This is a genomic window from Leclercia sp. LSNIH8 (genome assembly GCF_002920195.1).
Taxonomy (GTDB): Bacteria; Pseudomonadota; Gammaproteobacteria; order Enterobacterales; family Enterobacteriaceae; genus Enterobacter.
In genome coordinates, this window is record NZ_PQJY01000007.1 from 104,255 (window position 1) to 119,694 (window position 15,440).

Genomic DNA, 15,440 nt, shown 5'->3' on the forward strand with positions numbered 1-15,440 from the left:
GTGCACTACACTTTACATCCAGACGCGCAAATGAAAGGAGCTCTCATGAAACTATGGCCTGTTGTGACCGGTGTCGCCATTGCGCTGACCCTGGTTGCCTGTAAATCCCCTACGCCGCCGAAAGGCGTGCAGCCGATAACCAACTTTGACGCCAGCCGCTATCTCGGCAAGTGGTACGAAGTCGCCCGCCTGGAAAACCGCTTCGAACGCGGTCTGGAGCAGGTTACTGCCACCTACGGCAAGCGCAGCGACGGGCAGATCAGCGTTATCAACCGCGGATACGATCCGGTGAAACGCAAGTGGAACGAGAGCGAGGGGAGAGCCTCTTTCACCGGCGCGCCGACCACCGCCGCGCTGAAGGTTTCGTTCTTCGGCCCGTTCTACGGCGGGTATAACGTCATCAAGCTGGACGATAACTACCAGTACGCGCTGGTCAGCGGCCCGAACCGCGACTACCTGTGGCTCTTGTCGCGCACCCCGACCATTCCGGAGGCGGTGAAAGAGGATTATCTCAATACCGCGCGCAGCCTGGGCTTCCGGGTCGATCAGCTGGTATGGGTGAAGCAATAAATATCGTGCTTTCTTCCTGGGGCGGCGTGCGGGCAGACGGACAACCGGATGGACAGCAACAGCCGCCACTGGTTGATCCACGCTAACGACGCCATAGGCATCCGTTCCCAGGCATTACAGTACGATCTGAAAGCGTGCCTGATCCGCTGCGACAAACAGGTGGATGCGCTGGGGATCTTCGAATATTTCAACGACACCGATGTGGTGGCCTTTTTGCAACATATCCTACGGCTGGTGAAACCCGGCGGAAAACGTCACGACCCTTGTGCCGAAAGATGAAGTGAAATCAGGAAGTAAGGTTGCCATATTTATTGGGCTACGACAGAGGGATGAAATTGCAGTTTTTATATCCGCTTGATATTGTTTACGGCGCAGCGGGATATATCTGGAGCAGAAAATTAATTTTTAATTTATCTAGTGAATAATATAAGGAAATATTAATGGACGATTTGAAGGACCTGATACACGCCCTGAAAAACAGTATCCCGGAATTAGATCCCGATTCACTTTATGCCTCTGTCCCCACCACCCTTGAGCCTGAAACTGTTCTGGATTGGTTATATGACAACCTCAGCGCGCAACATCTGATGGTATATGAAGAATGGACGGAATATACCGGTTATCTTCCGGCGTTAAAACCACTGGCTAGTGTTTCTCTTCCCGTTGATCCCTCTGAGTATCTTTTTACGCTCATTGAGAAAATTAACTGGTCAGAGGCTGAAATTGAGCCCTGGGATCTGCCCTACATGATGCCTTGGCTCGAACATATCAACCACTACCTGAGCCCATAAGGTATAAGGCTTGTTGATATTTTACCTTTTGAAAATGCCTATATTATCTGTTTGAAGAATGATGACGCATTAATCCAACAGCTCCACGCATGTCTGCAAAAGCTGGGAATGGGCATCAATATGCGGTCGCCAATGAATCAACAACAGGTTCTCACGTACATTGAATCCACTCTTTCAGGAAACGTTCAATAATATAGCGAATTGATTGTCCTATATCTTGCCGGGGCAGGGTGCGATGGATATATGTAAAAGGAAAATTACACCGGCTGCAAAAGTATTTAATGGCAAAAAATAATGTCATACGGTCGTACAGAAAGACGGGGTGGATACGGTGATGGAGGTATCTGTTTAAGCGCGGTCGATTCCCTCTCCTGTTGGGAGAGGGACAAAACTGGAATTTCCTAAATATGAAACGCCACGCGCTTCCCGGTCGGGAGTTCAACATCCAGGCTCAGTTTACCGCCCATCGCCTCAGCGACATGCTTTTGGGCAGTTTCAGCTCTTCTCGCATCATTTGCAGACCCGTTTCCAGGATCATTTCGTCGGCCATTTCTTTGATGCGTTTTTGGCTTTCTGGGGAACGCGAAGCGATCGCTTCATTCAGGGTTTTCAATCTTTCGTCTCCATCACATGATGTCATCCTTGATAAGTTATTAATTGTATAAGCTACAGCTTATAAATACACCTGCTCAGGCTTGATGTAGATTCGTTTCCCGGCCATGATCGCATTATGAAAATTGAACCCGCAGTTCCCTCACAATTTGAACGACTTGTCGCGATCTGGGAGTCCTCCGTTCGCGCTACGCACCACTTTTTGCAGGAGAGCGATATTGCGGCATTGCGTCCGCTATTGCTCAACGCCTATTTACCGAACTTAAAGGTTGTGAACGCCCGCGATGAAAGCGGCGATATTCATGGCTTTTTGGGCGTGGATGAGAACCGCATTGAAATGCTGTTTGTGGATGATGCGAGCCGGGGGAAGGGCGTCGGCACGCTGCTGCTGAGACACACTATTGACCATTTCGGTGCTAACGAGGTGGACGTCAACGAGCAGAATCCGCAGGGGGTTGGGTTTTATCAGCATATGGGGTTTGAGCAGGTTGGGCGATCGGAGCGGGACGGGCAGGGTAATCCGTTTCCGTTGTTGCATATGCGGTATGGCGGTTAAGCCTGCACAATGCCGGGTGGCGGCTGCGCCTTACCCGGCCTACAAAATCTGCATGGAGCGAACGTTACGCAGCGGCGAGCGCACCTTCAATGCCATTTAGCTTCTGCTGCGCCAGCTTTAATTCGTCTAACAGCTTCTTCTCATGCGGGTTGTGCGCCACCACCACGATGCAGCCATCCATGACTTTTACCGTGACTTTATCTCCGGTATCAAACCCCGCCGCACGCAGCCATTTACCGGAAAGGATCAGGTTTGGCGTACTGCGATCGCGACCTTGCGGGCGATATCCCACAATTAATGTACGCTCAGTTCCGGTTGCGGTGGTGTCTGGGGTAGAATGCGAATCAGCCATAATCAACTCCTTGATAGTTGGTGAGGTTAGATGCTCCGGTGTGTTCCTGCACATTGGGGCGTTAATAAAAACGGAGGTTTAGGTGGCCTCCTAATTTGAGTTAGAGTAGATGGATAGGTGGCCCCATGTCAATCATAGCGCGCGAAAAAAAACCAAAAGGCGGCGGTCAATCCCCGCAGTTTAAAATGCGTATTGATCCGGCATTGAAGGAACAGTTGGATGCTGTGGCTGCGGAAGAGGGGGTGAGTCTCGCCAGCTGGTTGAAGGAGCTGGCGAGGGAGGCTTTAAGAAAAAAGGGCTTAGAACCTAAAGGTTAATGAAAGTCAAATTTAAATAAATTGCTCAGCAACAATTAAGGAATTTATTATGACACGCACAGCCAATCAAAGAAAATTATTAGATACCCTTAGAAAATATGATAAAAACAAAACAACATTTACTGCACTAGAACTCGCAAAGGAAACTGGTTATAGTGAAAACAGTATTAGAAAGTACATAAATGAGAAGCTGAATGGTCAATATGTACATAGTATAGATGGAAAAATATGGAGTTGTGAGGGTATCCAAAACATCTCAAATGATGATTTCATATTATTAATGTCTCAATCTTTAAAAGCTAAAAAACTTACTCCAGAGATGAAAATCTATAAATCTCTTCTGAAGAGAAGTTTAGATGCATTTATATTAGCTTTAGAAGTGTATAATAGACCTAGTTTAGATAATCGTGTTGAAGCGTTTTGCATTTTATCGGTGAATGCATGGGAGCTTTTGTTAAAAGCAGAAATGATTAAATCTCTAGGTATGGATTCAGTCTTTAAAAAAAATGGATATTCGATATGCATTTCTGAGGCAATCAATAAGCGGCTACAACAAAATGATCCAGTTAAAAAGAATCTTGATACATTGATTGAACTTCGAGATGGTGCTATACATCTTCTTCTTCCTGAGCTACAACCGGAGCTATCACGTCTTTTTCAAGCCAATGTTTTAAATTATCAACAACGATATTTGAATGAAACCGGCACTTCACCGTTAGCAGGACAGAGTGTAGGAATGTTAAGTCTTGTCGTAGATGGGCCTAAAAGTGATATCGCTACGATAAAAGAAAATTACGGAGAGATGACTGCTCATATCGCAAAAGAGTTTTTATCTCGTTTCCATAGCACAGATAAGGAACAAAATTCCAATTCATTCAGTATATCGCTAGATTATAAACTTATTTTGACTAAAAATGAAAAAGAAAGCGATCTTTCTTTAGGTATGGGTAATAGCGGGAGTAATGCTATTATTATCAGAGAGACACGAGATCCCGATATAACTCATCCGTATTATCAAGGCTCTGCAATCAAGAAAATTAATGAGTCGCAAAGTAATATTAAAATTACCACATATTCATTCTCAGCTATTATTAAGAAACATAACATACAGAAAACTAAGAGCTCAGATATGCATTATACGATTGATAATCGGCATCGATATTCAGAAAAATTTATACAATGGGTAATCAAAAATTTAGAGCAACCAAATTGGCTAAATGAATCTATTTCATACTATAAAAAAATTCGTGAAAAAAAGTAAACGAACTGGCGGAAGATCACAGGAGTCGAACCTGCCCAGGACCGCTGGCGGCCCCAACTGGATTTGAAGTCCAGCCACCTCACCGGAGATGACGATCTTCCGCGCCTCGATTGCTACATGGAGGCGGGGCGCATTATAGCTACTTTCAATCATTTACCCCATCTTTTCCCTCACTTATTTCACCCCTTTTTTGACCTGTGTTATGCCTCCAGCGTAAACCTTAAGAAAATCCTCAGCTTACATTTTCCGCCCCCGCACTTTTACCGCGATCACAAAAAACAAGAAACGTAAAAAAGTAACCAGAAAACGCAATACCTGCCCGTGGGTGAATGGTTTACAAAAAATGTAACCGGTCTCAGCGCCCTACGCGTGAAGGAAAAACAATGAAAAGCGAAGTCTTATCCGTCAAAGAGAAAATTGGTTACGGCATGGGTGACGCCGCAAGTCACATCATTTTCGACAACGTCATGCTCTACATGATGTTTTTCTATACCGACATCTTCGGCATTCCTGCCGGGTTTGTCGGCACCATGTTCCTGCTGGCGCGTGCGTTGGATGCCATCTCCGACCCCTGCATGGGGCTGATAGCCGACCGCACCCGCAGCCGCTGGGGGAAATTCCGCCCGTGGATACTGTTCGGGGCGATCCCGTTTGGCGTCGTCTGTGTGCTGGCCTACACCACCCCAGACTTCAGCCATAACGGCAAACTGATTTACGCTGCCGTCACCTATACCCTGCTGACCCTGCTCTATACCGTGGTCAACATTCCTTACTGCGCCCTGGGAGGGGTGATCACCAACGACCCGACGCAGCGTATCTCCCTTCAGTCCTGGCGCTTTGTGCTGGCGACGGCGGGCGGCATGCTCTCCACGGTACTGATGATGCCGCTGGTGAATATGATTGGTGGCGAGAATAAAGCGCTCGGCTTCCAGGGCGGTATCGCGGTGCTGTCGGTGGTAGCGTTCCTGATGCTGGCGTTCTGCTTCTTCACCACCAAAGAGCGCATCCAGGTGCCACCGAGCACCACCTCCATGCGCGAAGATCTGCGCGACATCTGGAAGAACGACCAGTGGCGCATCGTCGGGCTGCTTACCATCCTCAACATTCTGGCGGTCTGCGTGCGCGGCGGGGCGATGATGTATTACGTCACCTGGATCATGGGCTCGCCAGAACTGTTTGTCGCCTTCCTTACCACCTACTGCGTCGGCAACCTGATTGGCTCCGCGCTGGCGAAACCGCTCACCGACTGGAAGTGCAAGGTCAGCGTATTCTGGTGGACCAACGCCCTGCTGGCGGTAGCGAGCGTGGCGATGTTCTTCGTGCCGATGCAGGCCAGCATCACCATGTTCGGCTTTATCTTCGTGATTGGCGTGCTGCACCAGCTGGTGACGCCGATCCAGTGGGTAATGATGTCCGACACCGTCGATTACGGCGAGTGGACCAACGGCAAACGCCTCACTGGCATCAGCTTTGCGGGCACGCTGTTCGTGCTCAAGCTGGGCCTCGCGCTGGGCGGGGCGTTAATCGGCTGGATGCTGGCTGGCGGCGGCTACGATGCCGCAGCAAAAACCCAGAACAGCGCCACCATCAGCATTATCATCGCCCTGTTTACCCTGGTACCCGCCGCTTGCTACCTGCTGAGCGCGGTGATCGCCAAACGCTACTACAGCCTGAAAACGCCATTCCTGGTCAAAATCATGAACGATCTGGCGCAGGGCGCGCGACGTAACCAGCAGGAATTTAACACCCTGCCGGTCAGCAAAGAATTGCAGAACTAAGAGGACGAAAGCATGAAAATCAGTGATGGAAACTGGCTAATTCAACCGGGTCTGAACGTAACCTATCCGGTGCAGGTATTCGATGTGGAGCAGCAGGGCAACGACCTGGTGGTCTATGTGGCGCCACGCGACGTGCGCGAGCGCACCTGGCAGCTCGACACCCTGATGTTCACCGTGCGCCTGTTTGCGCCGCAGGAGGGGATTGTCGGGGTGCGTATCGAGCACTTCCAGGGGGCGCTGAATAACGGCCCACACTATCCGCTCAACGTCCTGAAAGACGTTAACGTGCAGATTGAAAACAACGCGGAGTTTGCCGAGCTGAAAAGCGGCAACATCAGCGTGCGCGTCACCAAAGGCGAGTTCTGGTCGCTGGATTTCTTCCGCGACGGCCAGCGCATCACCGGCAGCCAGTTGAAAAACAACGGCTACGTGCAGGACGGCAATACCGATCGCAACTACATGTTTGAGCGTCTGGATCTGGGCGTGGGTGAAACCGTCTACGGCCTGGGCGAGCGCTTTACCGCCCTGGTGCGCAACGGCCAGACGGTCGAAACCTGGAACCGCGACGGCGGCACCAGCACCGAACAGTCATATAAAAATATCCCGTTCTACCTCACCAACCGCGGCTACGGCGTGCTGGTGAACCACCCGGAAAACGTCTCCTTTGAAATCGGCTCCGAGAAGGTATCGAAGGTGCAGTTCAGCGTCGAGGGTGAATATCTGGAGTACTTCGTCATCGACGGCCCGACGCCGAAAGAGGTGCTGAACCGCTATACGCAGTTCACCGGGCGTCCGGCGCTGCCGCCAGCGTGGTCGTTCGGGCTGTGGCTCACCACTTCGTTCACCACCAACTACGACGAAGCGACGGTGAACAGCTTTATCGACGGCATGGCGGAGCGCGACCTGCCGCTGCACGTCTTCCACTTCGACTGTTTCTGGATGAAGGCCTTCCAGTGGTGCGACTTCGAGTGGGACCCGGTCACCTTCCCGGACCCGGAAGGGATGATCCGCCGCCTGAAGGAGAAAGGGCTCAAGGTCTGCGTGTGGATCAATCCGTACATCGGGCAGAAATCCCCGGTATTTAAAGAACTGAAAGAGAAGGGCTATCTGCTGAAACGTCCGGATGGCTCCCTGTGGCAGTGGGATAAATGGCAGCCGGGGCTGGCGATCTACGACTTCACCAATCCGGAGGCTTGTGCCTGGTACGCCGACAAGCTGAAAGGCCTGGTGGATATCGGCGTCGACTGCTTTAAAACCGACTTTGGCGAGCGCATCCCGACCGACGTGCAGTGGTTCGACGGTTCCGATCCGCAAAAAATGCACAACCATTATGCCTACATCTACAACGAACTGGTGTGGAACGTGCTGAAAGAGACGGTGGGCGAGGAAGAGGCGGTGCTGTTTGCTCGCTCGGCCTCCGTGGGGGCGCAACAGTTCCCGGTTCACTGGGGCGGCGACTGCTACGCCAACTACGAGTCGATGGCCGAAAGCCTGCGCGGCGGGCTGTCGATCGGGCTCTCCGGATTTGGGTTCTGGAGCCACGATATCGGCGGGTTCGAAAACACCGCCCCGGCGCACGTCTACAAACGCTGGTGCGCGTTCGGGCTGCTCTCCAGCCATAGCCGCCTGCACGGCAGCAAATCCTACCGGGTGCCGTGGGCGTATGATGACGAGTCCTGCGATGTGGTGCGCCACTTTACCCAGCTGAAATGCCGGATGATGCCGTACCTCTATCGGCAGGCGGCGCTGGCCCGCGAGTTCGGCACGCCGATGCTGCGCGCGATGATGCTCGAGTTCCCGGACGATCCGGCCTGCGACTACCTCGACCGTCAGTATATGCTGGGCGATGCGGTGATGGTTGCGCCGGTGTTCAGCGAGGCGGGCGACGTGCAGTTTTACCTGCCGGAAGGGCGCTGGACGCATCTGTGGCATAACGACGAATTGCAGGGCAGCCGCTGGCACAAACAGCAGCACGATTTCCAGAGCCTGCCGGTCTACGTGCGCGACAACACTCTGCTGGCGCTGGGTAACAACGACCAGAAACCGGACTACGCCTGGAACGAAGGCACCGCCTTCCAGCTGTTTAACCTGGCCGATGGCGCCACGGCGGTAAGCGAAGTCCCTGCGGCGAACGGTGCCGTGGCCTTTACCCTGACCGCGACGCGCAGCGGCGATACCATAACGTTAAAAGGGAGCGGCGAAGCGCGGAACTGGACGGTCTGCCTGCGCAATGTGCAGCGGATTAGCAGCGTGAAAGGCGCATCCAACATCGGCAGCGAGTGGGGCGTGGTGGTGAAAGCCGAAGGGAATGAGGTGGTGGTTCACCTCTGAGTCGTCTGGAAAAGCCCGGCGGCGCGTTGCTTGCCGGGCCTACGGATCGTGCATGCTGTGGGTTTTGTAGGCCGGGTAAGGCGAAGCCGCCACCCGGCAATGCAGCGGGGTCTGATGCCCGGTAACGCTACGCTTACCGGGCCCACATTATGGTGCGGGTGGTGGTGCCACCGTATTCACCGCCCCGCCCGTCATCGTCTGGGTCACCTGTTGCTTATCCATATTTACCGCATTCAGCCTGCCGTTAACCGTCGGTTTTAACGGGGAATCTTTCTGCACGTTGCCGCTGGCGGTGAGCTGAAGGTTGCCGTCGCCGGACACTGGCAGCGCTGGCCAGCCCCACTGCTGGATGATGTTCAACGGCACGCCGCGCCCGGTCAGATTAACGGTAGTCTGGCGCACCGGGGTCTGCGACACGCTGGCTTTCGCTTCCAGGATACCTTTCTCGGTAAAGGCGCTCAGTTCATTGATGGCAATCGTCGAGGCGTTGGCGGTAAGCGTCAGCGACGGACGGCGCACGTCCACACGGTTAAAGGTGGCGGCCGCGCCGTTCAGGGTGGCAGTGCCTGACCAGACCCCCCACTCGCGATCTTTCGCCAGTTGCAGGTTGGTGCCATAACCGTCGAGCGCGGTGATCTGCCACGGGAAGGTGGCGTCGACATCGATCACCAGGTTCCGGCTCAGGCCGAATTTGCGCAGCGTGACGCTGTGCAGCCATTCCGGCAGGGTCGTCATCCACTGCGTTTTCCAGTTCTCCGGCAGGGTGTATTCCAGCCCGGCGACGGCGACATCATCCAGCACCAGCGCTTTACCGCTGCGCAACCAGTTGCCGGAGGTGCGCACCATCCCACCTTCCCAGCGTGAGGTGAACTGGCGCAGGGCGATCCCCTGCGGGGAGAATTCGGCGTTCAAGATCGGGTCGAACAGATGCAGTGAACCGTAGATAAACTCGCTGGCGTTCATCGACAGGCGGCCATCCTCACTCTGCCAGTCGCCCTGGCTCAGGGTCAGGTTGCGCAGGTTTAAATCGAGATCGGTGACCGCCCAGTCCGGCCCCTGCAGGCGGGCGTCGGTCACATCCAGGCGGCCAATCTGCAACGACGGCAGGGTAGTAATCGGGGCAAAAAAGTCAGCAAGGGATTTATCGCTCTGCAGGCGGATCTCATTCAGGCGCATGTTGTCCACCTTCCAGCCGCCGTTGGCGTCGCGACGCGCGGTGCCGGTGAGCGAGCCCCGGGCCATGTCTGCGCCGATGGTGGTCAGCACCACCTCTTTACCGTTCAGTTCACCTTCAATCAGCACGTTGCTGGCCGGTACGCCGTTCAGCGTTAGCGACCCGGCGCTGATCTGAATCTGCGCTTTTTTACCCAACACGTTGCCCGCTTCAGGGTCCCAGGGGCGCACGCCGCCGGTTACCTTCTGGGCGCTCAAATCCCATTCAGTGTTCGGGCTGTTAAACGCCATGTTGTTCAGCAGCAGGCGATCGGCCTGGAAGGGGAGCGGGGCAGTCTGGGGCGAGAGGTTCAGCGTGCCGTCAAACAGGGTGATGGTATCCATGTGCAGCGGATCGGTGAGCTGGCGGCTGCTCACGCCGATATCCACCATTTTGGCGACCAGCGTCGCAGGTTGACCATCGCGCCCGAAGGTGACGTTTTTCAGCACCAGGTGCGTGGGCGACGAGAAACGGTGATCCATCAGGTCAAAATTGAGTTCGTAATCGGTGTTTATTGTGATCCAGCTGCTGACCTGCGCCGCTCCCCAGCGGGTTTGTACAAGGATATAGAGCGCGAGGATCGCAATAAGCAGAACGGCCAGAATACCGACGAGAAGCTTTCCAATAAATTTCATGGTCTTCCATCACGTAAAACGAACATAAAGGAGTTATGCACGATTTATACGCAATGCTCAAGGCGGGAATGGTGTAATTACGTGTCACGGCAGCAGTTGCCTGCTGCCGTGAAAGGCGATCAGTTCTTTTCTGGCGGGAAAATCAGGTTCAGGACGATAGCGGTGATCCCACCGGCGGCGATGCCGGAAGAGAGCAGGTTCTTCACCCAGTCCGGGGCAAACTGCAGGATCAGCGGCTGCTGAGAAACACCCAGACCCACTGCCAGCGACAGGGCGATGATCATGATAGCGCGGCGGTTCAGCGGCTCGCGGGAGACGATACGCACGCCCGATGCCGCGATGGTACCAAACATCACCAGCGTTGCGCCGCCCAGGACCGGCTCAGGAATGTGCTGCACAAAGCCGCTCACCGCCGGGAACAGGCCCAGTAAAACCAGCATCAGCGCCACGACAAAGCCCACGTAGCGGCTGGCAACGCCGGTCAGCTGGATCACGCCGTTGTTCTGGCCGAAGCAGGAGTTCGGGAAGGTGTTGAACACGGCGGAGACAAACGAGTTCAGACCGTTGGCCAGGACGCCGCCTTTCAGGCGCTTCATGTACAACGGGCCAGAGACAGGCTGTTCAGAGACGTCAGAAGTCGCGGTAATGTCGCCGATGGTTTCCAGTGAGGTGATCATAAATACCAGCATCAGCGGCAGCAGCAGGCTCCAGTCAATGCCCAGGCCGTAGTAGAGCGGCGTCGGCACCATGATCAGCGGGCTGTCGGTCGGCGCGGCAGACTGCGGCAGCATACCCATCGCCCAGGCGGCCAGGTAGCCAGCCGCCATGGCGATCACCAGCGAGGCGACGCGCAGGTACGGGTTACGCTGACGGTTAAGCAGAATAATGATTGCCAGCACAATGCCCGCCAGCAGCAGGTTTTTCGGGGCACCGAAGGTGTGGTCGTTCATCGCCGCATAGCCGCCGCCGATGGAGGTCAGACCCACCTGAATCAGCGACAGGCCGATAATCATCACCACTACGCCAGAGACCAGCGGAGTAATAATGCGGCGCGCCAGGTGCAGAACGCGGGAGATCACCATCTCGGTGCAGCTTGCCAGCATCAGGGTGCCGAACAGCGCCGCCATCATGGTAGGTACATCCGCGCCGCCGGTTTTCAGCGCCGTACCGCCCATGATCAGCGGGGCAACAAAGTTAAAGCTGGTGCCCTGAATCGACAGCAGACCGGAGCCCACCGGCCCCCAGGCTTTAATCTGAATAATGGAGGCCACGCCCGAAGCAAACAGTGACATGCTGATAATGTGCTGGGTGTCCTGCGCCGGTAAACCGAGAGCCTGACAGATCAGCAGGGCTGGGGTAATAACGGCCACAAACATCGCCAGCAGATGCTGGCAGGCGGCAAACAAGGTCTGCGCCAGCGGCGGACGGTCTTCAAGACGGTAAATCAGTTCACTGTTTTGCGGCTGCGCAATCGGTTGCGCATCTTGCTGTTCAATGGCGTTAACGGACATCTGCTGCGAACCCCTGGAGGAAAAGCGGGCATTTTAGCCGAGTGGATGAGAAAAGCAAACGATTGCCAACAAAAAGCGTAGATTAATTCACCCGTCCAGGACGGCTTTTTCTGTCCTGATGCGGCAAAGTTCATTACACTCCTGCTCCCGGTTGCGCTTAAAACACGCAAACGTCAAAGGAAAACGCGCATGTTGATGGAGCACGTGCCTTAAAAGGAGCCCACTATGATTCATCTCGATACGTTGTCGACCCTCGTTGCGGCAACTCTCGTTTTACTGCTTGGCCGTAAACTGGTTCACAGCGTCCCCTTCCTCAGAAAATACACCATCCCGGAGCCCGTTGCGGGCGGATTGCTGGCCGCTCTTGCGCTGCTGGTGCTGAAAAAAAGCATGGGTTGGGAAATCAACTTCGATATGACCTTAAAAGACCCGCTGATGCTGGCCTTTTTCGCCACGATCGGCCTGAACGCCAATCTCTCCAGCCTGCGGGCAGGCGGGAAGGTGCTTGGGGTGTTTTTAATTGTGGTGGTCGGCCTGCTGGTGATGCAGAACGCCATCGGCATCGGCATGGCGTCGCTGCTGGGGCTGGACCCACTGATGGGTCTGCTGGCCGGTTCGATTACCTTGTCGGGCGGACACGGTACCGGCGCGGCCTGGAGCAAGCTGTTTGTTGAACGCTATGGCTTCCAGAATGCCACCGAAGTGGCAATGGCCTGCGCCACCTTCGGGCTGGTATTGGGTGGCCTGATCGGCGGGCCGGTCGCGCGCTATCTGGTGAAGCGCTCCACCAACCCCAACGGCTGCCCGGACGATGAGATGACGCCGTCGGCGTTTGAAAAGCCGGACGTAGGACGCATGATCACCTCTCTGGTGCTGATCGAAACCATCGCTCTGATCGCCATCTGCCTGACGGTGGGTAAAGTGATTGCGCAACTGCTGGCAGGTTCCGTGCTGGAGCTGCCAACCTTTGTCTGCGTGCTGTTTGTGGGGGTGATCCTCAGCAACGGCCTGGCGCTGATGGGCTTTTATCGTGTCTTTGAGCGGGCGGTCTCGGTACTGGGCAACGTCTGCCTGTCGCTGTTCCTGGCGATGGCGCTGATGAGCCTTAAACTGTGGGAGCTGGCCTCGCTGGCGCTGCCGATGCTGGCCATTCTGGCCGTGCAGACCCTGTTTATGGCCCTGTATGCCATGTTTGTTACCTGGCGGATGATGGGTAAAAACTACGATGCGGCGGTGCTGGCGGCCGGACATTGCGGCTTTGGTCTGGGGGCCACGCCGACGGCGATCGCCAACATGCAGGCCATTACCGAGCGCTTCGGTCCGTCGCATATGGCGTTTCTGGTGGTGCCGATGGTGGGAGCGTTCTTTATTGATATCGTCAACGCGCTGGTGATCAAACTCTACCTGATGCTGCCGATGTTTGGCTGATCAGGCGTTAGAGTAGCGCTCGGTCTCGGGCATCCAGCGCTCGATTAACGCTGCCGCCTGTTCGGGGTAGCGTTCATGAATATGGCGTGCCAGACGCTGAACTTCGGGGATCATGCCCTGATCGCGCAGTAAATCTGCCACTTTAAACTCGGCGTTACCGGTCTGACGGGTGCCGAGCAACTCTCCCGGCCCACGGATCTCCAGATCCTGTTGCGCAATCACAAAGCCATCATTGCTGTCGCGTAATACCTGCAGGCGCTTCTGCGCCGTTTTCGACAGCGGGGCTTTATAGAGCAATACGCAGTGCGAGGCCACGGCACCACGTCCGACGCGGCCACGCAACTGGTGCAGCTGCGCCAGACCCAGACGTTCCGGGTTTTCGATGATCATCAGGCTGGCGTTAGGCACGTCCACCCCCACTTCAATCACCGTGGTGGCAATCAGCAGATGCAGTTCGCCCTGCTTGAAGGCCTGCATTACCGCCTGTTTTTCCGCAGGTTTCATCCGGCCATGTACCAGCCCGACGTTCAGCTCCGGCAGGGCCAGCTTTAACTCTTCCCAGGTGGCTTCTGCCGCCTGGGCTTCCAGCAGGTCGGACTCTTCAATCAGCGTACAGACCCAGTAGGCCTGACGCCCTTCCTGCAGGCAGGCGTTGCGCACACGATCGATGATGTCGCTGCGGCGTGTATCCGGGATGGCGACGGTGGTCACCGGTGTGCGGCCCGGGGGCAGCTCGTCGATAACAGAGGTGTCGAGATCGGCATAGGCGGTCATCGCCAGGGTGCGGGGGATGGGCGTGGCGGTCATGATCAGCTGGTGCGGATGATAACCCTGCTGAAGCCCTTTCTCCCACAGCGCCAGACGCTGATGCACACCGAAGCGGTGCTGCTCATCAATGATCACCAGCGCCAGACCGTGGAACTGCACCTGCTCCTGGAAGATGGCATGGGTGCCGACAATCATCTGCACCTGACCGCTGGCAATCGCCTCCTGCTGCGCCTGTCGCGCTTTACCTTTTTGTTTACCGGCAAGCCAGCCCACCTCCACGCCCAGCGGCGCAAACCAGGCGCGGAAATTATTGGCGTGCTGCTCGGCCAGCAGCTCGGTCGGCGCCATCAGGGCGACCTGTCTGCCGTGGGCAATGGCGCGCAGGGCAGCCAGAGCGGCTACCAGCGTTTTGCCCGAACCGACGTCGCCCTGTACCAGGCGCATCATCGGCACGTCCAGCGCCATATCATGCTCGATCTCGGCGGTAACGCGGGCCTGCGCCCCGGTAGGTTTAAACGGCAGCGAGGCCAGAAGCCTCTCTTTTAAATCGTTACGGGCCGGGAGCGGCAGGGCGTGAAAACGCTGTGCCCCGGCGCGGAGTGCCAGCATGCTCAGGTTGTGCGCCAGTAACTCTTCGAGAATAAGACGGCGTTGCGCCGGGTGTTGCCCGCTCTCTAAATCGCTCAACAGCAGTGAGGGCGGCGGGCGATGCAGGGTGCGCAACGCATCCGGCAGGCTCATCATCCCCTGCGCCAGCTCCGGCGGCAGAAGTTCGGCAATGGCGCAGGTGTCCAGCAGCTCCAGCGCCTGATCGGTCAGCTTGCGCAGCGTCGCCTGCTTAACGCCTTCGGTCGTCGGGTAGACCGGCGTCAGCGTCTCCTGCATCTCCGGCGTGCTGAGATCGCCCTGCACGCGGTACTCCGGGTGGATCATCTCTGCGCCATATTTCCCGCGTTTGGCTTCGCCATAGGCCAGCACCCGTCGTCCGGTGGCGAGGCTGTTTTTCATTGCCGCATTGAAGTTAAAAAAGCGCATCGTCAGGATGCCGGAGCCGTCGCTGATCTGGCAGGTCATCATCCGGCGACCGCCGAAGGTGATGTTGCAGTTCAGGACTTCGCCTTCAACGGTGGCGTAAATGCCAGGCAGGAGTTCACCAATCTGGTAAAGCTGAGTGCGGTCTTCGTAACGCAGGGGGAGGTGCAGAAGGAGATCCTGCACAGTATGCAGGCCGATTTTCGCCAGTTTACTGCTCTGGGCCGCGCCAACGCCCGTCAGGGAATTGAGCGGCACAGCATCCAGCAGACGGCCTTGCATGAT

General features: G+C 55.6%; 13 protein-coding genes, 1 tRNA gene and 1 pseudogene. 9 read left to right on the plus strand and 6 right to left on the minus strand.

What is annotated here, in order from left to right; genetic code table 11:
• The first annotated feature begins 45 nt into the window (after positions 1–45).
• The 3 genes from C3406_RS18930 to C3406_RS18940 all read left to right on the plus strand — a co-directional run bounded on the left by C3406_RS18930 (position 46) and on the right by C3406_RS18940 (position 1,361).
• A complete protein-coding gene (locus tag C3406_RS18930) occupies positions 46–570 on the plus strand; it encodes a lipocalin family protein (protein WP_103824290.1) in 525 nt (174 codons plus the stop codon).
• A 48-nt stretch (positions 571–618) separates the two neighbouring features.
• Positions 619–849, plus strand: coding sequence for a class I SAM-dependent methyltransferase (locus C3406_RS26210; protein WP_103824291.1), 231 nt, complete (start codon positions 619–621; stop codon positions 847–849).
• Between the two features lie 161 nt (positions 850–1,010).
• Positions 1,011–1,361, plus strand: a complete 351-nt coding sequence (locus C3406_RS18940; RefSeq protein WP_103824292.1) for a hypothetical protein — start codon at positions 1,011–1,013, stop codon at positions 1,359–1,361.
• 401 nt (positions 1,362–1,762) lie between these two features.
• On the opposite strand, the pseudogene C3406_RS18945 reads toward C3406_RS18940, so the two are convergent.
• Positions 1,763–1,974 (minus strand): annotated as a pseudogene (locus tag C3406_RS18945) (transcriptional regulator).
• 117 nt (positions 1,975–2,091) lie between these two features.
• Here C3406_RS18945 and C3406_RS18950 point away from each other — a divergent pair.
• The gene (locus C3406_RS18950; protein WP_103824293.1) at positions 2,092–2,529 is read left to right on the plus strand and encodes an acetyltransferase; all 438 of its coding nucleotides are present in this window, start codon (positions 2,092–2,094) and stop codon (positions 2,527–2,529) included.
• 64 nt (positions 2,530–2,593) lie between these two features.
• On the opposite strand, the gene C3406_RS18955 is transcribed toward C3406_RS18950, so the two are convergent.
• A complete protein-coding gene (locus tag C3406_RS18955) occupies positions 2,594–2,881 on the minus strand; it encodes a SymE family type I addiction module toxin (protein WP_103824294.1) in 288 nt (95 codons plus the stop codon).
• A gap of 125 nt (positions 2,882–3,006) precedes the next feature.
• Between C3406_RS18955 and C3406_RS18960 the strand changes: the two genes are divergently transcribed.
• Positions 3,007–3,198 (plus strand): toxin-antitoxin system HicB family antitoxin, encoded by a 192-nt coding sequence (locus C3406_RS18960; RefSeq protein WP_103824295.1) that lies wholly within the window; start codon positions 3,007–3,009, stop codon positions 3,196–3,198.
• 49 nt (positions 3,199–3,247) lie between these two features.
• Complete coding sequence (locus C3406_RS18965) at positions 3,248–4,459, plus strand: DUF3644 domain-containing protein (protein WP_103824296.1); 1,212 nt, start codon at positions 3,248–3,250, stop codon at positions 4,457–4,459.
• A 6-nt stretch (positions 4,460–4,465) separates the two neighbouring features.
• Here the strand turns inward: C3406_RS18965 and C3406_RS18970 are convergent.
• Positions 4,466–4,560, minus strand: a tRNA-Sec gene (locus C3406_RS18970).
• 282 nt (positions 4,561–4,842) lie between these two features.
• On the opposite strand from C3406_RS18970, the gene C3406_RS18975 reads away from it, so the two are divergent.
• Entirely contained in the window at positions 4,843–6,237 is a 1,395-nt protein-coding gene (locus C3406_RS18975) for a glycoside-pentoside-hexuronide family transporter (protein ID WP_103824297.1), read from the plus strand.
• Between the two features lie 12 nt (positions 6,238–6,249).
• A complete protein-coding gene (yicI, locus tag C3406_RS18980) occupies positions 6,250–8,568 on the plus strand; it encodes an alpha-xylosidase (RefSeq protein WP_103824298.1) in 2,319 nt (772 codons plus the stop codon).
• A gap of 147 nt (positions 8,569–8,715) precedes the next feature.
• Here yicI and C3406_RS18985 read toward each other — a convergent pair whose 3' ends face one another.
• Positions 8,716–10,416 carry an AsmA family protein gene (locus C3406_RS18985; RefSeq protein ID WP_103824299.1) on the minus strand — a complete coding sequence of 567 codons (1,701 nt, stop codon included), beginning with the start codon at positions 10,414–10,416 and terminating at the stop codon, positions 8,716–8,718.
• A 119-nt stretch (positions 10,417–10,535) separates the two neighbouring features.
• The gene (locus C3406_RS18990) at positions 10,536–11,927 is read right to left on the minus strand and encodes a nucleobase:cation symporter-2 family protein (protein WP_103824300.1); all 1,392 of its coding nucleotides are present in this window, start codon (positions 11,925–11,927) and stop codon (positions 10,536–10,538) included.
• A gap of 225 nt (positions 11,928–12,152) precedes the next feature.
• Here C3406_RS18990 and gltS point away from each other — a divergent pair, with 225 nt between their 5' ends.
• Positions 12,153–13,355, plus strand: coding sequence for a sodium/glutamate symporter (gene gltS / locus C3406_RS18995; protein ID WP_103824301.1), 1,203 nt, complete (start codon positions 12,153–12,155; stop codon positions 13,353–13,355).
• Here the strand turns inward: gltS and recG are convergent, their stop codons facing one another.
• A complete protein-coding gene (gene recG, locus C3406_RS19000) occupies positions 13,356–15,437 on the minus strand; it encodes an ATP-dependent DNA helicase RecG (protein WP_103824302.1) in 2,082 nt (693 codons plus the stop codon).
• Positions 15,438–15,440 lie beyond the last annotated feature (3 nt).